The 21,150-nt window shown below is 61.6% G+C and carries 20 protein-coding genes and 1 pseudogene; 10 read left to right on the top strand and 11 right to left on the bottom strand.

The features are described from left to right. Nucleotides 1-17: 17 nt before the first annotated feature. Entirely contained in the window at nucleotides 18-965 is a 948-nt protein-coding gene (gene gnd / locus CXY83_RS01775) for a phosphogluconate dehydrogenase (NAD(+)-dependent, decarboxylating) (protein ID WP_255408718.1), read from the bottom strand. A gap of 1,140 nt (nucleotides 966-2,105) precedes the next feature. On the opposite strand from gnd, the gene CXY83_RS01770 reads away from it, so the two are divergent. After that, nucleotides 2,106-2,486 (top strand): hypothetical protein, encoded by a 381-nt coding sequence (locus CXY83_RS01770; RefSeq protein WP_134572149.1) that lies wholly within the window; start codon nucleotides 2,106-2,108, stop codon nucleotides 2,484-2,486. 201 nt (nucleotides 2,487-2,687) lie between these two features. On the opposite strand, the gene CXY83_RS01765 is transcribed toward CXY83_RS01770, so the two are convergent. Beyond that, on the bottom strand, nucleotides 2,688-3,092 hold the full coding sequence (locus tag CXY83_RS01765) for a PhzF family phenazine biosynthesis protein (protein WP_104195703.1): 405 nt from the start codon (nucleotides 3,090-3,092) through the stop codon (nucleotides 2,688-2,690). Between CXY83_RS01765 and CXY83_RS18505 the strand changes: the two genes are divergently transcribed. Together CXY83_RS18505 and CXY83_RS18500 are read left to right on the top strand one after the other, a co-directional pair. Further along, entirely contained in the window at nucleotides 3,053-3,304 is a 252-nt protein-coding gene (locus CXY83_RS18505) for an AsnC family transcriptional regulator (RefSeq protein ID WP_369831115.1), read from the top strand. The two genes, CXY83_RS01765 and CXY83_RS18505, sit on opposite strands and share 40 nt — an antisense overlap. Beyond that, nucleotides 3,237-3,560 (top strand): Lrp/AsnC family transcriptional regulator, encoded by a 324-nt coding sequence (locus CXY83_RS18500; RefSeq protein WP_104195701.1) that lies wholly within the window; start codon nucleotides 3,237-3,239, stop codon nucleotides 3,558-3,560. Before CXY83_RS18505 ends, CXY83_RS18500 begins: the two co-directional genes overlap by 68 nt. A gap of 109 nt (nucleotides 3,561-3,669) precedes the next feature. Here the strand turns inward: CXY83_RS18500 and CXY83_RS01750 are convergent, their stop codons facing one another. From CXY83_RS01750 to CXY83_RS01735, 4 genes are read right to left on the bottom strand one after another with little or no spacing between them, the layout of a single operon-like run. Continuing rightward, a complete protein-coding gene (locus CXY83_RS01750; protein WP_104195700.1) occupies nucleotides 3,670-4,434 on the bottom strand; it encodes a glycerophosphodiester phosphodiesterase family protein in 765 nt (254 codons plus the stop codon). A gap of 1 nt (nucleotide 4,435) precedes the next feature. Next, complete coding sequence (locus tag CXY83_RS01745) at nucleotides 4,436-5,809, bottom strand: ABC transporter substrate-binding protein (RefSeq protein WP_104195699.1); 1,374 nt, start codon at nucleotides 5,807-5,809, stop codon at nucleotides 4,436-4,438. A gap of 60 nt (nucleotides 5,810-5,869) precedes the next feature. Further along, on the bottom strand, nucleotides 5,870-6,715 hold the full coding sequence (locus CXY83_RS01740; RefSeq protein WP_104195698.1) for a carbohydrate ABC transporter permease: 846 nt from the start codon (nucleotides 6,713-6,715) through the stop codon (nucleotides 5,870-5,872). After that, nucleotides 6,715-7,536: a carbohydrate ABC transporter permease gene (locus CXY83_RS01735; RefSeq protein ID WP_199184855.1), complete on the bottom strand. Its 822-nt coding sequence runs from the start codon at nucleotides 7,534-7,536 to the stop codon at nucleotides 6,715-6,717. Before CXY83_RS01735 ends, CXY83_RS01740 begins: the two co-directional genes overlap by 1 nt. Before the next feature lie 508 nt (nucleotides 7,537-8,044). Between CXY83_RS01735 and CXY83_RS01730 the strand changes: the two genes are divergently transcribed. Then, nucleotides 8,045-8,851, top strand: a complete 807-nt coding sequence (locus CXY83_RS01730; RefSeq protein ID WP_104195696.1) for a DeoR/GlpR family DNA-binding transcription regulator — start codon at nucleotides 8,045-8,047, stop codon at nucleotides 8,849-8,851. Between the two features lie 95 nt (nucleotides 8,852-8,946). Beyond that, a complete protein-coding gene (locus CXY83_RS01725; protein WP_104195695.1) occupies nucleotides 8,947-9,426 on the top strand; it encodes an HAD family phosphatase in 480 nt (159 codons plus the stop codon). 109 nt (nucleotides 9,427-9,535) lie between these two features. Here the strand turns inward: CXY83_RS01725 and CXY83_RS01720 are convergent, their stop codons facing one another. The 3 genes from CXY83_RS01720 to CXY83_RS01710 all read right to left on the bottom strand — a co-directional run bounded on the left by CXY83_RS01720 (nucleotide 9,536) and on the right by CXY83_RS01710 (nucleotide 12,979). Beyond that, nucleotides 9,536-9,901: a cupin domain-containing protein gene (locus CXY83_RS01720; protein WP_233200516.1), complete on the bottom strand. Its 366-nt coding sequence runs from the start codon at nucleotides 9,899-9,901 to the stop codon at nucleotides 9,536-9,538. Nucleotides 9,902-10,026: 125 nt separating this feature from the next. Then, on the bottom strand, nucleotides 10,027-12,015 hold the full coding sequence (locus tag CXY83_RS01715; RefSeq protein ID WP_104195694.1) for an aconitate hydratase: 1,989 nt from the start codon (nucleotides 12,013-12,015) through the stop codon (nucleotides 10,027-10,029). A 268-nt stretch (nucleotides 12,016-12,283) separates the two neighbouring features. Continuing rightward, complete coding sequence (locus CXY83_RS01710) at nucleotides 12,284-12,979, bottom strand: hypothetical protein (RefSeq protein WP_104195693.1); 696 nt, start codon at nucleotides 12,977-12,979, stop codon at nucleotides 12,284-12,286. 214 nt (nucleotides 12,980-13,193) lie between these two features. Here CXY83_RS01710 and CXY83_RS01705 point away from each other — a divergent pair, with 214 nt between their 5' ends. The 5 genes from CXY83_RS01705 (at nucleotide 13,194) to CXY83_RS01685 (ending at nucleotide 19,286) form a co-directional block, all read left to right on the top strand. Next, entirely contained in the window at nucleotides 13,194-15,869 is a 2,676-nt protein-coding gene (locus tag CXY83_RS01705; protein ID WP_233200515.1) for an FtsX-like permease family protein, read from the top strand. 47 nt (nucleotides 15,870-15,916) lie between these two features. Next, nucleotides 15,917-16,714, top strand: a complete 798-nt coding sequence (locus CXY83_RS01700; protein WP_104195692.1) for an ABC transporter ATP-binding protein — start codon at nucleotides 15,917-15,919, stop codon at nucleotides 16,712-16,714. A 271-nt stretch (nucleotides 16,715-16,985) separates the two neighbouring features. Next, complete coding sequence (locus CXY83_RS01695; protein WP_104195691.1) at nucleotides 16,986-17,327, top strand: PadR family transcriptional regulator; 342 nt, start codon at nucleotides 16,986-16,988, stop codon at nucleotides 17,325-17,327. Continuing rightward, nucleotides 17,324-18,460, top strand: a complete 1,137-nt coding sequence (locus CXY83_RS01690) for a hypothetical protein (RefSeq protein WP_104195690.1) — start codon at nucleotides 17,324-17,326, stop codon at nucleotides 18,458-18,460. The genes CXY83_RS01695 and CXY83_RS01690 overlap by 4 nt, the downstream gene beginning before the upstream one ends. Beyond that, on the top strand, nucleotides 18,447-19,286 hold the full coding sequence (locus tag CXY83_RS01685) for an alpha/beta hydrolase (protein ID WP_369831114.1): 840 nt from the start codon (nucleotides 18,447-18,449) through the stop codon (nucleotides 19,284-19,286). The genes CXY83_RS01690 and CXY83_RS01685 overlap by 14 nt, the downstream gene beginning before the upstream one ends. A 155-nt stretch (nucleotides 19,287-19,441) precedes the next feature. Here CXY83_RS01685 and CXY83_RS01680 read toward each other — a convergent pair whose 3' ends face one another. Next, nucleotides 19,442-20,116 carry a Pr6Pr family membrane protein gene (locus CXY83_RS01680; RefSeq protein ID WP_199184854.1) on the bottom strand — a complete coding sequence of 225 codons (675 nt, stop codon included), beginning with the start codon at nucleotides 20,114-20,116 and terminating at the stop codon, nucleotides 19,442-19,444. Nucleotides 20,117-20,308: 192 nt separating this feature from the next. After that, nucleotides 20,309-20,941: pseudogene (locus CXY83_RS17985) on the bottom strand (alpha/beta hydrolase). Nucleotides 20,942-21,150: the final 209 nt, after the last annotated feature.

The following is a 21,150-nucleotide window of genomic DNA, read 5'->3' as shown; positions in this document are numbered from 1 at the left end:
CTGTCCCTGTTCGGCGGCTACTCCGCGGATTTGACCGCGTGGCCACCGAACTGGTTGCGCAGTGCGGCGACGGCTTTCATCGCCGGGGAATCTTGCTGGCGAGATTCAAACCGGGCGAAGATTGACGCGCTGATGGCGGGAACGGGCACGGCGTTAGCCAACGCTTCTTCGATGGTCCACCGGCCCTCGCCGGAGTCATCGACGTAACCTTCGATTCCGGCCAGCGCCGGATCCTCCTCGAGCGCCTGAACGAGAAGCTCGAGCAACCAGGACCGCACGACAGTACCGCGCTGCCAAGCCTTGAACGTTCCGGGAACATCCTTGATGATGTCGTCGCGCTTGGCCAGCAGCTCGTAGCCCTCGGCGTAGGCCTGCATGAGGGCGTATTCGATGCCGTTGTGCACCATCTTGGCGTAGTGACCGGCACCGACTTCGCCGGCGTGCACGAAGCTTTCCTCGCGCGGGCCGGTCGGACGCAGGGCGTCGAATACCGGCATGAGCCGGTCAACGGATGCCGCGCTGCCGCCGACCATAAGCGCAAAACCGTTCTCCTGGCCCCAGACTCCGCCGGAAACGCCGGCGTCGATGTAGTCGATTCCTTTCTCAGCGAGAAGGGCCGCGTGCACGAAGTCGTCGCTGAAACGGGAATTGCCGCCGTCGATGACCAAGTCGCCGGTGGTCAAAAGGACTCCGACCTCGGTGATGACGGTCTTCGTGATGGCGCCGGAGGGGACCATTACCCAGACGGTTTTGGGCGAGGGAAGGGCGTCGACGAGGTCTTGGAGGGTCGCGACGTCGGTGACGTCAGGGTTGCGGTCGTAGCCGGTTACTGTCACGCCGTTTTCGCGGAGTCGGGTGCGCATGCTGGCACCCATTTTTCCGAGGCCGATGAGGCCGATGTGCATGTTCATGGTGCTCATTTCAATCGTGACTTGCCGGGCGGACGTGGTTTGAGGTGTGCTCATCAAACATATGCTTAAGGATCGACGCCATCGGGAATTCGGATGTTTTCGTTGTGGTCCAAGACCACTGAAACGACTATGAGCCAGGCTACGCTTTCACCCCCAGCTGTGGTGAGAACAGTGAGTGCGCCTGATATGAACACAAGCTTGCGGCGACCCTGCAGACGAAACCTTTTCGTTCGGCTAAGGCGCCGAACCGCAGGGTTACGAGATGCTGCGTTCGGCAGTTCCGCAACGCCAAGATTCCGATCGAGCATGTGCCCGGATAGATCAAGACCTTGGCCAAAATAAGCTCAGACCGCCGGTAACACCGTCTGCGTGAAGTCGGTTCGGACTTTGCGCAGCGCTGTCCGCGATGACGGCAATGGGTTGGTGCTGCATTTGCTGCCAACGGCATGCCGCCATGGGCGGGGGTATGTTGGATGGAGATGCAAGCGGCATCGGAGCTGGTCGAGGTACCGCCGGTCCGGACCGCTCATCACGAAGGAGATTCAATGTCGAATCAGAGTCATGAACCGTGCGCACCGAGAGATCTCGAGATCCGCAGCCTATCCGATCATGAATGGCGTGTGGGTGATCGCCGCTGCCACGAAAGGTCACCCGAGAAGGTGCTCGGTTACATCGAAAAACGTGGTTCTGCTTTTGAAGTCATGAACATAGAGGCACCGCGACGGCATGTTGTATTCGATCATTTCGAATTGGCGGTCGCCTCGTTTGCGTCAGTCTCCCCGGCTTAGATTTTGTCCACGGCGTGACACCAACTTGCCGATTCACTCAGCTCCGGGCGCGAGGTTCTGACGTGTTCACGCTGCGGGGTCCAGATGAAGCAGAAGCGGCTCAATCCAAGCCTTCCCTGGTGCCAAGCAGCGTGCGTATCAAAAAATGAGACTGTTTTACTTCGATGAGACAGGACATCGCGGGAGCCCGATTCGACAGATTCTGCCATAACCTCTTTGCTACTTGTCATAATCATCATTATCGGCCCTGAGTATTTGACAAGCTATTTATCAAGCGAGCGACCCCGTGCCGGGTGGTGGTGTCGGGTTAGTCCGGGATTCAGAAGGCGCGAGCCTGAGGCGCACAGACTCTAGCGCCGCCACAGGCTGCAGTTTTGTTGGCCTGCGCGGAATAGAAGCTGTGGAGGTGGATGAGCTCGTTACAGGCCGGGTTTCCACACTTAAAACGCCTGATGTGGCCGATGCGCGTCCTCTCGCAGCGCTGGTGGCACCGGTAGCAGACGGGCAGGCCCATGATGATGAGCAGGTGGGGATCGGTGAGCTTCTCGAAGGTGGGGTGGAAGCGTTAGACGCAACTGCCGGTCGCGCACGCCCACTCATAGGCAAAGCTGTGAGTGTTCTCTTCTGCGCATATTGGCGTGGCCGAAACTTTCACGGCAGCGACTGCGGCGTCGTCAGCAGAGTCAATCATGAAGAGAGTCGCGCCCTCTCCGGCCTGCAGAACTTGGACGAGGCGAACGCGAGCTTGTCGTCGCCAGGCTTCGAGGAGGATCGTCGCGGCGCTTAGACTTTGCTCTTCGTCCGCGAGCGCGCATTCAGGTGTGCGCGTCGACGTAGTGGTCGATTCTCTGTGTGCTGGCCGTGGCAACATTTTGGCAACATTTGAACCAGAATACTTCAAATTCAACCGGGCTCAGATGATTGAAAAGTCGCGTAATTCCGCGGGTTTCGGGCCGATCCCGTTGCTTCGTTGAGGCAGTATTAGGGTTCAAATCCCACCGTCTCCGCAGCGATTCGAACCCCTGAATCCCATATAAACACTGGGACTCAGGGGTTTTCTTTTGCCTGTAGATACTGTTTTGGCAACGTGGGCGACGGCGTCCGCACTGTTCGAGTCGAGACTGAAGTAGTAGCAACCTTCACCATCGGCGTCTTCTAGGATCGCCGTGAGCTTTCTCGCATCAGGAATCGCCCCATCAACTGCTGCCTGGTCGATGAGTGGTAAGAGAAGATAGCTGACGCCGGTCGAGACGACTAGGGTGTCGAAGCCTGTGCTGAATGCGGAGCGACCAAGTCCCAAAGAGTCTGCGAGGTGAATCAGGTCTGTGAACTTCTTCCCGAACGACGGCGCGGATTGCGACATCGAGACCACGATCTGGCCCTCGTCTTCCATGTCCCCTCGATCCAACGGATCGTCGCATTGTGACGGCGATGCAAGACGACGGACGCGTCTCCCTGACCGACCTGGCAGCAACCGTGCACCCCGGCATTTCAGCGACTCGGATACGGCTGCAGGCGTTAGGTAGAGCAGCGTGGGGTGATCACGTCGCACACGACGAGAGTCAACGCTGCCAGCCTTGGGTATGCTCTTTGCGCGGTTGTTAGGCTCAGCGTAGGCGGAGTCCAAGACTCAAGGGTGTTCGAGATACTCGAGCGTGACAATCAAATCGTCCGGTGCCTTCGCGTCACTGGCGAAATCTGCTTCATGCTCGCGATTGTTGCAATAGACATGGCCGAACTGGAACGAATCACAGTCCAATTGGCAAACCCCGACACCGTGACCACCGACCTTATCCACGAAGTCATCCTCGAATGCCCTATCCCTTCCATCACCAGAGACGGTGTGTCGTGTCGTGGGTAAGCAGGCGCACGGTACCCTCCCTTGGCTCATTGCTTTTCGAGCGCTGACATGTGTAAATTGAATAATTGCACTCCGCAGACACGTCATCCCTCGAATGCTTAGTGGGATTTCACCGTCGGCCGGCTCCTCGTGCTGAATTGAGCAGTGCGGTCTCGGCCAGCCATTGGACCACCAGGCCCGGATCGTCGCTGGTTCCGCCGTCGACGCCGAGTTCGAGGGCGCGCTGGACATCGACGAGGGTACGGAGAGGCCAGGTGTGCACCTCGTAGCCAGCCTCGTGGAGTCGTTCTACTGCTTCGATGGTCAGCCCGTCGAAGCCGCAGTAGAAGGTGCTTGCCCCGGTGGCTGCCAGTATTGCGTCGAGTCCGCCGTCATGCTTCTGTGCGTCGGCGTAGCTGCTGACGATGAGACCGCGGGGAACCAGCGGAGCGTGCTCACGGAGCCGAAAGAGGGCTTCAGCTTGGAAGCTGGTGAAGCGGATCCGTGCGGCATCTTCCGGGCGGCTGTTTACCAGCTTTGCCAGCGCGGGGACCGCGTCAGGGTCTTTGATTTCGACCTGAAGCTCAACGCTGGTTGCGTCCATGACCTCGCTGAAGGTCAGCGTGGGATGCCCGGAACCCAATGTGACGGTGCGTAGCTGCTCGAAGTAGAGCTCGGTCACTGGTATGTCTGTTAGGGGTCCCCGTGCGGCTGCGACGCGGGCAAGGGTCGCGTCGTGCAGGACGATGGGCACTCCGTCGCGGGTGATGCGGATGTCGAGCTCCAGCTCGGTGGCCCCGCTGCGCTCGGCGAGCAGGAACGATTCGATGCTGTTTTCTGGCGCATGGGTCAAAGCCCCTCGGTGGCCCACGACGGCAAAGTGAGGGAAGTTCATGTCAGGCGACCTTTTCGTTATACTTGGCGCGTATGGACTCGGCGCCGCGGCGCAGGTTCTGCGAGGCGGCCTGCATGACGCTTTCGGCGGATTCGTTCTTGACGTAGAGCTTCTGGATGACATCCTTCATTTCGGTGATGCCGTTGTTGACGTACTTGCGGACGTGGTCCGGCCCTTGAGCGATGGCCAGCTGGTCCACGGCAACCTTGTAGTTGGCGTCTTTTGCCATCAGCTCAGCCACCTTGGTTGACTTCAGCGCGGCAGAGGTTGCGGGCAGGTAGCCGGTCTGCGCGGTCCACGTGGCGGATGCCTCTTCGGCAGCAAGGAACTTGAGCAGTTCGACGGCCGCGGCCTTGCGGGCAGGGTCAGCGTTGCGCATGATGGACAGTCCGCCACCACCGGTGGGGACGCCCGGGTTGATGCCTTTGGGTAGAAACCCGGTCCCGAACTCGAACTTGGCGTCCTTCGCCAGAGCCGTCAGTCCGCCTGTGGATTGCGTGATGGTGGCAACCTGTCCGTTGGTGAAGTCCGTGACGAAGCTTTGGGCCAGGTAGGCGATCTTGTCCTCGTGAACGGTGGCGCGGTCGAATTCGGCGGCGGCAATGGACTCAGCGATGTCGAGTTTGACGTCCAGGTTCTTGGAGATTGCTCCACCGAAGGCCCAGAGGAGGCCGCTGAAGTACCAGTCATCGTCGCCGTGGAGGGCACGCATCTTCACGGAGTTCCCTTTGTAGCTGATGCCGGAGACTTCCTTGCCCCAGCCGCGGAACTCTTCCCAGGTGGCAGGGGCGCGGTCCGGAAGCCCGGCGGCGGCGAAGATTTCCTTATTGTAGTAGAACAAGGGCGTGGACCGGGCGAAAGGTACCCAGTACGACTCATCCCGGACGATGCCTTCGTCGTAGAAGCGCGGGTGGTAGGTGCCGGGCCCGAAGCCGGTGCTGTGGTGGGCATTGAGCGGTTCGAGAGTGCCGTTAAGGAAGTACCGGTTCCACGTGACATCGGACAGGACCGCCAGCTCCGGTACCTGCTTGGCCTGCAGGCCCGCGGTCAGTTTCTCTGACACACCGTCGTACCCGTCGAACTGCTGGATTTCAGCGTAGATGTCATTTTGGGAGTCGTTGAACGACTTGATCAGCTGTGCGAAGACAGCACCGTTGTTCCCGCCAAAGGGGCTCCACAGCACCACGGCGGTGCGGCCGGCGTATTCACCCGGCACCTTGACGCCGGGCTGGGAGTAAACCGCCGCGGTGCTGCTGCCGGTGGCGCCGCAGGCGGAGAGGAGGGGCAAGGCGATGGCGGCTATGCCGAGCCCGCTAAGGAATCCGCGTCGGCTGACGGCGCGCCGGACCGGCGCGGGCTGAGACTGATTGTTCACGAAAGGCTCCTTAGAGGGGTTTGGATGGGGATGCGAGAAGGGTGAAGAGTGTGGGTGTCGTCAGTGTTTGACGACGGAGCCGGCCAGACCCGCCACGATGAAGCGCTGGGCGGCCAGGAATAGCAGGAGCATGGGTAAGACCACCAGGACGGTTCCAGCCATGATGGCTCCCCAGTCATTCATGCCCTCGGTCTGTTTGAGGTACATCAGTCCGATGGGCATGGTGCGCATGTCGAGCGTGTTGGTGACGAGCATCGGCCAGATAAATTCGTTCCAGTCGTCGATGACTGCGATGAGGCCGACGGTCACCACCGCCGGGATGGACATGGGGAGGGCGAAGTGGAGCAGCCTGCGCAAGTGTCCGGCGCCGTCGAGCTCGGCCGCTTCCATCACCTCCGGTGGCAGTGACAGGAAGTGTTGGCGGAGCAGGAACGTGCCGAACGCTGAACCAAGTCCGGGGAGGATGATACCGGCGTACGAATTGATGAGGCCGAGGTTGCCGACCGTCACGTAGTTGATCAGCAAGGTGACGTGCCCGGGCACCATGAGTGCGCCCAGGATGCCGAGGAACAGCCACCTTTTGCCCGGGAATGGCAGGAAGGCGAAGGCGTAGGCGGTGCAGACCGCCAGGACAAGCTTCACGGTGGCACCTATCGAGGTGATGATGAGGGAATTGAGGAAGAACCGGTCAAAGGGTGCGGCTGCAAAGGCAGTTGTGAAGTTGTCCCAGGTGAACGTTTCCGGCCACAGGTTCAGCGGCCACTGGTAGATGTCACCGTTGGGCTTGAATGCTGCCGTGATCATCCAGTACGCCGGAATCAGGAACACCAGTCCGGCCAGTACCAGCAGTGCGAGAGTCCAGACCGGGGTCCTGCGGCGCCACGGCCGAAGGGTGGAGGCAGGCATTAGTAGTGCACCTTCCGTTCGGCGTAACGCAATTGCGCGGCAGTCACGCAGAGCAGGATGACGAACATCAGGACCGACGCAGCGGCCGCGTAGCCGGCATCAAATGATTTGAATCCCTGCTCGTAGATGAACCAGCTGAGGGTCGTGGTGGAACCGGCCGGGCCGCCGCCGGTCATCATGGCGATCAGGTCGAAGGACTGGAAGGCGCTGATGATCTGGGTGATGGTCAGGAAGAAGGTGGTGGGAGAGAGCAGGGGCATGATGACGTGACGGAGAACCTGCCAGCGGTTGGCGCCGTCTAGCCGTGCCGCTTCTTGGATGTCATGGGGAACCCCTTGCAGGGCCGCTAGGTAGACAATCGCTACGAAACCGACACCCTTCCATACGGCCACGATGATCAGTGCCGGCAGCGCCCAGGAGGCCTCCGTCGTCCAGTTCGGCGAGTCGCTTCCGAAAACGGCGAAGATCGCGCGGGAGAGTCCAAAGTTCGGGTCGAAGATAAACAGCCAGATGGCGGCCACTGCTGCGCCAGATATGACATGGGGGCTGAAGGCCATAGCAGTCACCGCCGGTGTCCCCGGTGCGCGAAGGCTGAAAAGGAAGGCCATGGCCAGTCCCAGCACCAGGCTGAGGACCACGACTGCGCTCACCCAGACCAGAGTCCGGCCCATAACGTCCATGAAGTCTGGGTCGGTGAACAACCGGATGTAGTTGTCCATACCGACAAATAGGGGCTGCGGGGCCACCATGTCCCAACTGGTCAGGCTGAGGAAGATGTTTCCGATCACCGGCCAGTATGCAAAGACTGCAATCAGGATCATGTTGGGGAAGGCCAGTAAGGCAAAGAGTGCATATGCCCGTCGGTTCCGCTTTTTCCGGGTTGACGTGGCAACGAGCGCGGTTGGGTAGTCGGGCCGGGGACGGCCAGGAGTCCCGGGACTGCCGGCACCGGGGGGTGCCTTGATCAAAGGTGCTGTGGAAACGGTCATGGCCCGTGAAGCTCTCCAAATATCTCAATTAGATGTGATTTTCACTCGTTCTGCCCACATACTTCCACGAACATTCAAGGTTCGTAAAACCAAAAAAATGACGATGACGGCCCTGAGTTGAGGGCATGGTGAGAAGCAGAAAACCCCGTAATCGCTGGGTTAAACGAGTTATCTTCGAGCGTGCCACGGCCGTCCGGTGTCTCACGTTTACTCTTGCCGAAGGTAAAAGTTTTTCAACCCTTCACCGACTGTTAATAACAACAAAGATGCTATAAATAACTACTAATGAACAACTGCCCCGTCACCGCCGGGGCGCCCCCTACCGAAAAGGTTGCCCTGGATGAGTCAGCGGATTGTCAGAAGCGCGCGGCAGGAACGCCTCCACGGCATATTGCAGACCCTTCTCGAAGATAAGTCGGCATCGCCCCAGAGCCTTGCAGCGCTCTTCGATGTCTCGGTCATGACCATGCACCGTGACCTGGATGAGCTGCAGCGCCGGGGGCTGCTGCGGAAAGTCCACGGGGGAGTAGTGGTCGAGCGGACCCGCAGCCACGAAATTGCCGCGTCACTTCGGTCCCTGCTCGCCATACCCCAGAAGCTTGCTATTGCCAAGGCTGCGGCCCAGCAGGTCCGTGCTGGCGAAGTGGTCATGCTGGACGATTCGACGACCGCAGCGCGCATGATTCCCCACCTTCTGGGAATCGAAGATCTGCGGGTTGCTACTAACTACCTGCCCGCGCTGGCAGACCTGGCCGCCAGCGGGGAGGCTGCCATTCAGGCCCTTGGTGGCGACTTCGACCATGCTCATGAATCATTCCTGGGCCTTGGGACCATACAGGCGGCACGCGCCATCCGCGCCGACTCACTGTTCTTCTCCGGAACCAGCGCCGATCTCACAGGCGTGTATCACCAGGAGGAGAAGATAGTGGCGCTCAAGGAGCAGATGGTGGCCAGTTCACGCCGCTGCGTCCTGGTGATGGACAGTTCAAAATTTGGACAGGACTCACTTCATCTCATGACGGAATGGCACGACATTGACCAGCTGATCACCGATGACGGCATCTCGGATGAGATTTTGGACGGGTTGAGATCCCAAGGCGTCGATGTCCAGGTCGTGGTGGTTACTACAGAACAGCGTGCAGGCTGATGCTGCAAGCAGTTCTTTGGGACATGGACGGCACTCTTGTGGACACGGAGCCATACTGATTCCGAGCTCAACGTGAGCTCGCGTCGACTTTCGGGATGGACTGGACCGAGGACCTGGCCACGCTCCTCATCGGAAAAGCCCTGCCGGCCTCGGCCCGAATCATGCAGGATGCCGGAACGGCGCTGCCCATCGGTGACATCATCCAGCGCCTCTCGAACTTCGTGCTGGACCAGGTCAAGCGGGATGTATCCTGGCGGCCGGGCTCCAGGAAATTACTGGCCCAACTGCGCGTCGCGGGTGTACGTTCTGCGCTCGTGACCATGAGTCGTCAGTCTCTGGCCGCGGAGGTAGTCCGGCACCTGCCCATGGGGGCCTTCGAGTTCATGATCACCGGCGAAACGGTCTCCCGCGGCAAGCCCCACCCCGAGCCCTACTTGATGGCAGAGGAGCGGCTGGGACGCGACATTGACGGTTTATCCCTGGACCGGATCGTGGCCATCGAGGATTCCCTCCCCGGGATCGCTTCTGCCAGCGCGTCAGGCGCAGTCACCCTGGGCGTTCTGCTGCCTGGTTGAGGCGGTATTAGGGTTGTTGATGCTCGTTGAAAAGTAGTTTGTTGGTGCTCTTCGAAAAGTAGGCCCGTCAGCGGCACTATCTGCCGTCGACCGGTCGAGTGCAATCGGCTCAGGGCGCCGCCGGAGCGATGAGCTTGGCTACGGTGAGCAAGATGACCGCGTCCTCGACGGCCTCCAGCGAGTTGCGGCCCGGCGGCATCGTGATCAGGTCCCCGCGCCATCCAGACCACGATGCGCCATCCGAGGTGAGAACTACCCGCCCCTCGAGGACCTGCACGGTCGCTTCGGCCAGGTTGTCGTGTTCTCCGAGGTGTTGACCGGCACGCAGAGCGATCAGCGTTTGGCGGAGGACGTGCGCGTGGCCGCCGTATACGGTCTCCGCGCTGCGACCACTGGATGCGTCCCGTGCGTGATTGAGATGGTGGCGCACGAGTGCGGTGAGCGACTTCTTTTGCATGTCGTTCTCAACTTTCATTTCCCTCATGCTCCGCTACCGCTGCGCGCGTGTCAACGGTACTGTGATCGTCGTGTGTGGCTGGTTGTTGCGTCCGGTCCGGGCGCATAGAGCCGCCAATCCTGGGGACATCAAACGGCGCGGGTCTATTTGGTTTCCACGGGATTGGCGGCTCCGCGCGCGGTCCGGGTGCGCAGCCACGGGATGAGGCCACCGACGAGGAGCATTTCGATTTGCCGGGTCGAGAGTTCGTGGCGCACGGAGTAGACCTCATCACGCGTTGTGTTGCGCACGAGGATCTCCGTTCCGTTCGAGAGAGCCTCCCGGATCCCGTCGAGCACGAGCACGTCATCCTGCGCGATGCGATCGTGATCGGCCGGATCCGCGAACTGGAGCGCCAGCGCGCCGAAGTTGGCCAGGTTTTGCCAGTGGATGCGTGCGAACGAGACCGCCAGCACCACCCGCAGTCCGAGAAAGCGCGGGGTGATCGCGGCGTGCTCTCGAGAGGAGCCTTGCCCATAATTGGCCCCTGCAACGATCATGTGGCCGGTCGTATCCCGGGTGAGGGCGGCGCGAGTCGGGTAGGTCGGGTCGACTTGGTCGAAGGTGAACTCGGCGAGCTTGGGAACGTTGCTGCGGAAAGGAAGCACGCGAGCACCCGCCGGCAGGATCTCATCCGTCGAAATGTCATCACCCACGATCAGGGCGACGGGTGCCTCAATGCGCTCGGAGAGCGGTCCGAAGACCGGCAGTGAAGAGATGTTTTCGCCCTTGATTAGATGCACCCCGATGGATTCCTCCGGAGGTAAGGGCTTCTCGAGCATCGCCAGGTTCACGCTCGACACCGCCGGAAGCGTGATCTGGGGATATTCCAAGCCGAAGAGCCCGGGCAGGTCGCGCGGATCGGTGATCTGTCCTGTCAGCGCAGCGGCGGCGGCGGTCTCCGGCGAACACAGGTAGACCGAGTCTTCCTGGGTGCCCGAGCGACCGGGAAAGTTGCGCGGCATCGTGCGCAGGCTGATGCTGCCATTCGCCGGGGCCTGGCCCATACCGATGCAGCCCATGCAGCCGGATTGATGCAGCCGGGCGCCCGCCCCGATCAAATCCAGGGTGGCCCCCATGATGGTGAGGTCCTGCAGAATCTGCCGGGAGCTGGGATTGACGTCGAGGGACAGGCCGGGAAATGACTGCCGCCCCTTCGTGATCGCGGCAACGATCGCGAAATCACGTAGGCCCGGATTCGCGGAGGACCCGATCACGACCTGTTCCACCGGACGCCCCGCCACTTCGCGTACGGGCACGACGTTGCCGGGCGAACTGGGAAGCGCAATCAACGGCACGATCGAAGCCAGGTCGATCTCTTCGGTCACGTCGTAGGTCGCATCCTCGTCCGCAAGCAGTTCGGTGAAATCCTGCTCGCGCTGTTCGGCGCGCAGAAAGGTTCGCACTTGATCATCGGCCGGAAAAATGGTGGTGGTCGCGCCCAGTTCGGCGCCCATATTGGCGATCACGTGCCGATCCATCGCGGTCAGGGTTGCGAGGCCGGGGCCGTAGTATTCGACGATTCGATTGACGCCTCCCTTGACGCCGTGCCGGCGCAGCATTTCGAGGATGACGTCTTTGGCGCTGGTCCACGGCGGCAATTGTCCGGTGAGCTTCACGCCCCAGATTTCGGGCATCCTGATGTACAAGGGCTCGCCGGCTATGGCCAGGGCTACCTCGGTGCCGCCGACGCCGATGGCCAGCATCCCCAGTGAGCCGGCGGCCGGGGTGTGGCTGTCGGAGCCAACCATGGTCTTGCCGGGGAGACCGAAGCGCTGCATGTGCGTGGGGTGTGACACCCCGTTGCCGGCCTTCGAAAACCACAGGCCGAACCGTTGGCAGGCGGAGCGGAGAAAATCGTGGTCCTCCGCGTTCTTACTATCGGCCTGCAACAGGTTGTGGTCGACGTACTGCACGGAAACCTCCGTGCGAGCGCGATCCAGTCCCAACGCCTCCAACTCCAGCATGACCAGGGTGCCGGTCGCGTCCTGGGTGAGGGTCTGGTCGATGTGCAGGCCGATTTCGGTTCCCGGCACCATCTCCCCGGAGACCAGGTGTGATGCGATGAGTTTCTGTGCGACGTTGTAGGCCACGGTGAGCTCCCTTACTCGATAGCGGCGCCCGCCGACATTCGTCGGTATGAATTAATCGCCGGGGCATGCCACTGATACCAAGGTAGGTCACTCGTGACGCCAGGGCTAGCCTTCTCGAGGAGACTGGAAAAGATGAACCAGGACGACAAGACCCTGGCGCAGGCGAGCCAGGGTCTTGACCTTCTGTCGAAGGGTGAGGTCCAGGACCGTACGGCGCTGTGGGCGCTCGCACGGTGCCTGGACCTCAGTCTTAGCCGGACGCTCGCAGCTAGCGCAGGACTCCGCAGGCGACCGGGTCGGTTACCTCGGCGGGGAGAGCTGGGTTGAGTTCGCTCGCACCCTCGGGATCGCTGAGGTTGTACGTGCCGTTGCCGTCGTAGTCGTTTCCGTGGATGACTACGACGCCCTCGCCGGCGCGGATGGCTTCGGCGATTTGCGCGGCGGTGCCGAGCCCCTCGGCTCCTGGGTATCCGATTCCGGCTACGTCCGTGAAGCGGATGTTGGTGCGAAGGTAGCTATAGGAGCCGTTTTTCGCGACGGGGAACCGGGTAACGTCGAGGAAACTGTCCGGCGTGGTGTCTCCGCTGGTGTTCAGGGACACCACAACAGGGCCGTAGGCCGGTACCCCCTCGACGGTGTTCAGTCGCCCGTCGCCGTTTTTGTCCAACGCCAGCGTGGGGCATTCGTTCATGGCCTGTTCGCCATAGTGGATGTGCTGGGCGTGGGGAGCGTCGGGCGTCAAACCCCGCGCGCGGATTCCGATCGCCCGGATTGTCTCGCCGCGAACAATGGCGACCGCCTTACCCGACGCTCCCGAGTCGTTCAGCTCCGTGAGGTGGGCGGTCAGCACTACGTTACCGCGCACCGATTTCGGCACATGCGCTGATGCCGGTGCAGCGCCCAACGACACGGCGATTAGCGCGGCTGCGCTCGCGCCGAGCACCAGTTTGATGTTCTTCTTCACGATTCACTCCTATGGGTTTTCGCCCATCGGGACGATCCCGACGATTAGTGCGACAGCGTTGATACGTAGCCTTCAGCCAAATGCATTGGCATTGATCGCACGCACGCGCGCCTGCGGCGAAGAGTATCCGCAAATCGGGCTTCCTGACAGGGGTGGTTGCTGACTTTTTCGGCCGCTTGCGTATGCCCTGTGTTGGTTCTCGCCATACGGAGTCTTGCTCCTCCCCGCCGTATCGGCCCGCGGCATCTCTCTGGTCGCCGGTCGTCGAGAGGGCGTCCTGGAGATCTGGTTCCGAGGCAATTTCTGGGAGGGGGTCCTCGATATCCTGTACATCTACGGTCTCAGCGGACTGTGGACCCACGCGCTTCGCAAACGCAGGGAGACGCGGAATGTCGCCGGCGTCGACCTGTTCAACCTTGTTCTCGACATCGTGTATCACTGGGTACTCACCTGGATGTCGCTCCAAATCCCCGGTATCGGGGTCTTGTCGTCGGAGGCACCGCAGCACATGCACTTCAAGTACACGCTCAACGACCTGCGCAAGAACCCCGGCGTGAACATCGCTTTGCTCGTGGTCCTCGTCCTTAGCGCCTTCCTGATGGCGAGCGGCGCGATGGTGATGGAGCGCACGCTCGGCTCGGTGAACGCCTTGTTCGATCAAGCCAAGCCGCCTCACTTCTTGCAAATGCATAAGGGTGCTTACGACAAAGCGGCACTGGATGCCTTCGCCACCGCGCATCCGGAAATCGACTCGTGGCTTATCGAGGACATGGTCGGTTACGACAGCGCCGCAATCGCCTGGGCTCGACCGGGCACGACGGAGTCCGGCACCCTGGCGGAGAGCCTTATCGACAACCTCTTCGTCACGCAGAACACCGCGTTCGATTTCCTGCTCGACACCGACAGCGCCATCGCGTACCCGGCTGACGGTGAGGCCTTTGTGCCTGTCGCCTATCAGCAGCGCTTCGGGCTGCAAGCCGGTGACGAACTGCGCATCCGCACTGATCTCGGCATCGAGGACTTTGTCATCGCGGGCTTTGTGCGTGATTCGCAAATGGCCTCATCGCTCTCCTCCGCGACGCGGTTTCTCGTCTCCGACGCCGATTTCGAGCGACTGGGCACGAGCGGTGGTAGTCCCGAGATCATCGTTGAGTACCGGCTCACCGACGCGGCACAGGCGAGTGATTTCCAGGCCGCCTACGAGTCGGATCAGTCATTGCCGAAGAACGGGCAGGCCGTCACCGGCGACATGATCCGCATCATCAACGCCATCAGCGACGGCCTGGTCGCGATCGCATTGATGTTCGTGAGCCTGCTACTCATCGCTATCGCCCTCCTCAACGTGCGCTTCGTCATCCGCGGCACGTTGCAGGACGAGGTTCATCAGATCTGCGCGATGAAAGCGATCGGCCTGCCGAACTCGACCATCTCCGGTCTGTACTTGTCGAAATACAGCGCGATGACGCTCATCGCCTGCGTGATCGGCGGAGGGCTCGCGATCGTCGCGTCGCAGGCGCTCACCAGCGGCATGCAGGCGAGCTACGCCACCGCCCCCGTCACAGCCCTGACCTTTTTCGTTCCGATCGCCGCGCTCGCCACGGTGTTCCTCGTCGTCATCGCAATTTGCCGCCGCGTGCTGCGCATAATCAATCGCATTGAGGTCGTCAGCGCCCTCGTCCACGGCTCGACCCTCAACGAGCGGCAAACCGCCCGACGCGGGAAGCGGCTTGCCCGCCGGGTGCGCCGCTCGGCGTTCGCCTCGTACGGCGGCGGCGACCTGGGCCGTCGAATCTCGCTCGTCGACCTCCGCTCCGAGGCCGGCCAGTGGATGCTGCTGCCGCTCGTCTTCCTGCTCGCCGTGGTTCTGATCACGTTGCCGACGAACCTGCTCACCACTTTCCAGAGCCCGAACTTCGTAACCTACATGGGTGCGCCCGAGAGTGACCTGCGTCTCGACCTGCAATTCTCCGACGATCTGGAGCAGGTGCGGGAGGAAGCGGATACGGCATTTGCCACCGACTCCCGTCTCGCCCAGGTGCACAGGTTCGCCAACGAACTTGTCGAGACGCCCGGGGACGAGGGGTGGGAGTCGATGCGCGTCGAGGTCGGGGACTACTCGGGGAACACGATCCAGTACCTGCGAGGCGGGCCACCCTCCGCCGGGGAGATTTCGCTGTCGGTGCTCAACGCCGACCGATTCGGTGTCGACGTCGACGACGCGTTCACGGTGCGCCGTGACGGAAGCGAGGTGGCCCTGACGGTGAATGGTGTCTATCAGGACATCACCAGCGGCGGCCAGACCGCCAAGATGGCGGGCGACGCGCCCGGTGTTGTCACCGGCTACATCTACTACGCCACCGCCGCCGCCGGGCAGGACCCCACCGTGATCGCCACCGACTACGGCGACCGGTTCCCGGCCGCGACCGTCGTGCCGATGCGCGAGTACGTCTCGCAGACCCTCAGCTACGTCACCAGTGCTCTCTTCAACGCGGCGCTTCTCGCCATCGTGTTCGCGATCGGGGTCGCCGCGCTCATCACGACCCTGAATCTCACCCTGCGTCTCGCCCGCGAGAAGCGCCGCTCCGGTATCCTCTCCGCGCTCGGATTCTCCGGATCGGAGCTCGCGGCACAGCTACGGTTCAAGGGGATCCTCACCGTCGTGATCGGCACCCTGCTCGGCGTCGTCGTCGCTGCGACCCTCGGCGAGGCTCTCGTGGGCGCAGCGATCTCTCTCGCCGGTCTCGGCATCTCGAACCTGGCGTTTATTCCGAACCCGCTGCTCGTCTATGTGGCCTACCCGCTGCTGCTCATCGCCGTCGGCACGATCAGTGCCGTGGTCGTGTCGTCGCGGCTGCGTCGCGGCGACACGAGCGCGTGGCTGCGCGCATGATGCACACGCCCCGTCCCGCGAATCACGAATCCCCGAACGGATCACCCATGACGCTCTCCGAAGCACCTTCGACTTCTCCCGCGCTCGTCACCACCGCCCTCGTCACGACCGGCCTGGAAAAGACCTACCACTCGACCGAGCCGCCCACCCGAGTGCTCAACGGCATCGATCTCGCCGTTCGCCAAGGCGAATTCCTCGCCGTCATGGGCGCCTCGGGCTCCGGAAAATCCACGCTGCTGTACTGCGTCAGCGGAATGGACCGGCCGACCGCGGGCCACGTGCGCCTCGGCGACCTCGACCTCACCAAGCTGAGCGAACGCGCCATGAGCCACACTCGGCTCACCAAGATGGGTTTCATCTTCCAGCAGGCGTACTTCTTGTCCAACTTCAATCTGCGCGACAACATTCTGCTGCCCGCGCTCAAGGCACAGCCCACAGCCCGCGCCGAAGTCGAAGCCCGCGTCGACGCGATGCTCGAGCGATTCGACATCGCGCACGTCGCCCACCACGGCATCACCCAGGTGTCGGGCGGCCAGCTGCAACGCGCGTCGATCTGCCGGGCTCTGGCCAGCAAGCCCGCAGTGCTCTTCGCCGACGAGCCCACCGGAGCCCTGAACAGCAGCATGACCCTCGAGGTGATGGACGCCCTCACCGGCGTGCATCGGGACGGCACCACGATCATGATGGTCACCCATGACCCCGCGTGCGCTGCCCGCGCCGACCGCGTCGTCTACCTGCGCGACGGCCTCCTCGTCGATGCGCGAGACCTGGGCGCGTGGCAACAGTCCGACACCTCCCGGCGTGAGGACGAGCTCCTCTCCTGGCTGCGCGACCACGACTTCTAGTTGCGCCGCCGCTACACGACGCGGCACGCCTTCGCCCCGGTCCTCGCCCTGACTCATTCAGTCGGGACTGGTCCTCTGATTCTCGCTATATTCGCGATTAGCGGACCCTCGAGGGCACAGAGCCAGGGTCCGTGGTGGCGTGTCGACCTGGCGCGGAACTGACCGACTATTGCTCCCCAGTAGAGAGCGCGTCGGGGTGCGTCCAGGCCATCGAGTGCGCTGTTTGAAATCGGACAATGCATCTCTATATATATAGTGGTAGTTTCACGTCATGGTTCCTCTCAGTCGTGTCACTCCGGCCACCGTCGATGTGCTGAATGTCTTTCTTGGTGGCGAAGCGCCCATCTGGGGGCTGCTCGTCGTGAAAAAGACGGGTCGCCCGGCAGGCAGTGTGTACCCCATTTTGGAGCGGTTGGAAGGATCGGGATGGGTGACATCAAATTGGGAGGATGATTCCGAACGGACTGGTCCACGTAGACGCCTTTACGAGTTGACTTCGGACGGAGCTGCGGCCGCGAGGGAAGTGGTCGCCGCGGCTGAATTGCGCGGTCGCGCACGGGCGGTCCGAGTCGTTGCCGTCCCGAGTGAGATCGCGGCTGGGACCCTCGCATGAAGGGCGACGTGGTTCTTCGCATCATTGCGCTCATGCTGCCCGGCGCCGTACGCGCCCGCTATCTCGAGGAATGGCGCGCAGACTCTTTGGCCGCGGCGGATGCCGGTCTCCGGCGACGCGACATCGCTCGCGGGGCTGCAGCGCTCACTTTGACGATTGACCGCGATCTGCCCGCACACACAATGGAGCCTCGCGGTGCAGTGCCGCGCCGTTTCACGCGCCGAGGACTTGGACTTTTCGCGGCCGCGGCGGTTGTTCTTACGGGAGCGTGGCTCACCAACGGTGGAATCGTGCCGGAGGGACGCGATGTCTCTCCGCAGGCGCTCGTCACACTCAGCGCAGTTGCGTGGATCAGCTTTCGTCTGGCGATACTGGCCGTCTTGGTCGGCGTGCTGTACTTCGGCCGTGCTGCGATCATGGCCCGATCAACCCTTGCCAGAATTGCTACAGCGGCTGCCGTGACAGGCCCCGTTACAATCGCCCTGGCCGTCACCTTCGACGCCCATCGGACTGTGATGCTGGCCGGAATCCTCTTGTCAGCGTTCGGGTTCCTGGTAGGGCTCGTGGTGGTGACCGGTCCATCCCCGATCTCACTAGAACGACGTGTAGCCAGCCGTTCGAAGAGGATCCCAGTCGCTTTGCTCGGTGTTGCTGCAGTTGGCATGGTGATCGTGATCGGTGCGGTCGATCTTCTGGTGTGGAACCCGCAGTCGAAAGTGCCAGCGCTGAGTTTCGACGCTATCTACGCGCGAATGATTGAGGTCGATCAGTTCAGTCCATCGACGGCAATAGTCGGCGTGACGTTGTGGGCGGCATTCTGGGGTGGTTTAGCGGTGACTGTCTTTATTCTCGCGGCACGACGGAGCCAGATGTGGATGACACCAAGACGAGTGTCGATGCTCTTGCTGAGCATCATCGGCGGCGCAGTCTTCTTCCGCTTCTTCGCGGGTTTCAGTATTGGGATGTCGATAGCTGACACCTTCGGAACGAATGGCGCCAGTACGTCGATCGCTTCGGCAGTCCTGCCGTACGTCGGTCAATTGGCACTAGCTACTGCAGCCATCCTCTCAGGATGGGCACCCAAGATTCGCAACGCCGATACCCCTGAAGCAGGCGACGTTGCGGTTGCGTAGCCCGGCGCGGACCGTCTCCGCAACCGATGTCAGTTCTCACGATTTGGTTCCAGTTCGCTGGTACGAACCAACGCCCATCGGCCCGACAGCAGCTGGGCCAACCTTGCTCTGGCTGCATGGAGGCGGTTTTTTCCGAGGCGGTCTCGATCAGCCTGAAGCGCATGCCGTTGCACAATCGCTCGCCCGGCACGGGATGACGGTCGCGACAGTGGACTACCGACTTGCTCCGCCTCCGGGTTTGAGCTGGATGAAGACACGTGCGGGCCTGTCCAGGGGGCGCTTTCCGTTGCCACTCAACGATGTGCTCGCCGCGTACCGTAAGGTGCGTGCGCGGTCACCCCAGGGAGTGATTCTGGGTGGAGCGAGCGCTGGAGCCTGCCTCGCCGCTGCCGCAACCCTTCGCGCCACCGACGAAGGTCTACCCCCGGTCGGTGCCGTACTTGCATACGGGTTTTTCCATGCCAGGCACCAGCGAACAGATGACGTACAGCAGCGGGCTCGCGGTCACCGCCGGATCACACATTCCGTCTGGGGCCTGAATGCGATGAACCGCAACTACGCCGGTTCAGAGGCCGTACTCGCTAATAGATTCGCGTTCCCCGGCGGTCACGACCTGCACCGGTTTCCGAGAACCCTCTCAATCAACGCAGAGAAGGACAACATGCGCGCGTCCGGTGACACATTCGCATTAGAACTTTCCACCTACGGAGTAGACGTACAGCACCACGTCCTGCAGGGCACTCATCACGCATTCTTGAACAGGCCCGGTCACGATGCATTCGCGACGGCCGTCTCATTGATCGCGAAGTGGAGTCTCTGCGGGTAGCTCCGCCCCAATTCGGTTCAGACCGGCGGTGTCTCGTGCCCTCAGCGTGTCGAAACACATCGGTTATAAGACAGATTGCACTTCGGGAGCCGTGCGGAATATGACTCGAGTTCGGCTTGCAACCATGTCGAAGTGTTTATCGACTATCGGGGCTGTCATCTGTGAATGATGGGGGGCAGCCCAAGTTCCGAGAGCCGGGTTTCGGGACCATCGCCAGGTGTGAAATTACTCACGAGCTGCAATCGACTGATGGCCCAGATAATTGCAGCAAAGACGACAGTTGCGATAGCAATGGCCAGAGCGTAGATCATGACGACGCCGTAGCCCTGTGCGGGATCGAGGAATGGGTAGGGCACCCATCCGTCGGTTGCCCCGCGAATGGTGACGACGATGATCCACACGATGGGGTAGACCAGCGCAACCCATATTTTATTGAGCGGAAGGGCACTGCGGTCGCTGAAAATCACCCAATCCAGTGCGGCATAGAGGGGCAGGATTACGTGCAAGACGGAGTTGGCCCACGCGAGCGACACGCCACCTTCAAGTCCAGCCAACAACACGTTATACACGACGCCGGTGATGACTATGTAGGTTGTGGCACAACCTCGCGCCAACATCAACGACCGGGATTGGGGTCGTCCGGAGAGGGACACGACCGCGGCGACCAGCAGCACAACAACCAGAATAATGTTGCTTTGCATGGTGAAAAACCCGAAGAAGTTGAACGGGTTGATCGTCGCGCGCGTGGCCGTGTCGAAAAATGTCGACAGAATCGCCACCGTGCCCAGTGTCGCGACAGAAAGTCGCACCGTAGCTACAAGATATTTCACGATTTACCTTCGATCAGTGGTGCCAGTCTCGGGTAATCCGCAACTCGCTCAAATCTTAGGGGTCAAACCTTTTTTTAAGTGGAAGATGCCCACGTCTTGGAATCTGACACCCTTGATGCCGAGAACACGGCCCGTTTTGTGCTCGTCGGACTCGCACCAGCCGGGGGCGCCCTGCACGGTGGGCGAGAACGATTAGCTGCCGATCCCGTTCACAAAAGCGACGCTTTCGGCAGCAATCTGCGCGCGAGCCTGTTTGTGACTGATGGTGGGTTTGCCGTCCCCATCCTGACGCCCGTAGTCTCCGAAGAACGCGTGAACTGCGCCTTCCACCACGAGGTAGCGGGCGGCGGCCGGGAGCGCCGGCTTCGCTGCAGCAATTTTGGCTGGGGTTGACAAGCCATCGTTCGACCCCGAGATCGACAACACGGCGACGTTCACCTGAGCCATGTTCGTCGCTGGGTAGGAGGCGAAGAGCAGCAGCCCGACGACCGGGTCGCGAGCGGTCCCGGTAAAAGTTTCAGCGTCTGTCGCCGCCACAAGTCCGCCGAGGGAGTGACCTCCGACAACCTAGCGAGTGACCGGATGATGCGCGGCCCGGGCCGCTGCAAACGCTCCGGTAGACAGAAAAGCAACTCCGAGGGGTTGCTTGGCAATAACCACCAGGTGCCCCGACTCAACCAGTGGTCGAAGAATCGCGGAATAAGCCCGAGCATCGACTCGAGCGCCGGGCTGAAAGAACACTCCCACGGGGCTTTCGACGCCCGTTGGCCTCATCACGATTTCGGTGGCGTCCTCCGTCACCGTGACTATGCGGTCGGACTTCATGGCAGCCAGTGCTGGAGCTTCGGCCGACTGGGGCACCAGCCAGGCAACCGCCGCGATCATGAGAGAGCTCAGTGCAGTCAATACCGCCTGAACCACTCTGTGCCCACGATAGACGGGCTTGCGCGGTGGGTCATGTCCCATTGAGTGGTGGAGTTTCCCGGCCTTGAGCGTTGCTTCGCCAACGCGAGGAGCCACCGTGGGATGGTCAG

The sequence above is a fragment of the Cryobacterium sp. M15 genome (assembly GCF_002929675.1).
Taxonomy (GTDB): Bacteria; Actinomycetota; Actinomycetes; order Actinomycetales; family Microbacteriaceae; genus Cryobacterium; species Cryobacterium lyxosi.
The sequence above is the reverse complement of the archived record's forward strand: the minus strand, read 5'-3'. Positions and strand labels throughout refer to the sequence as shown.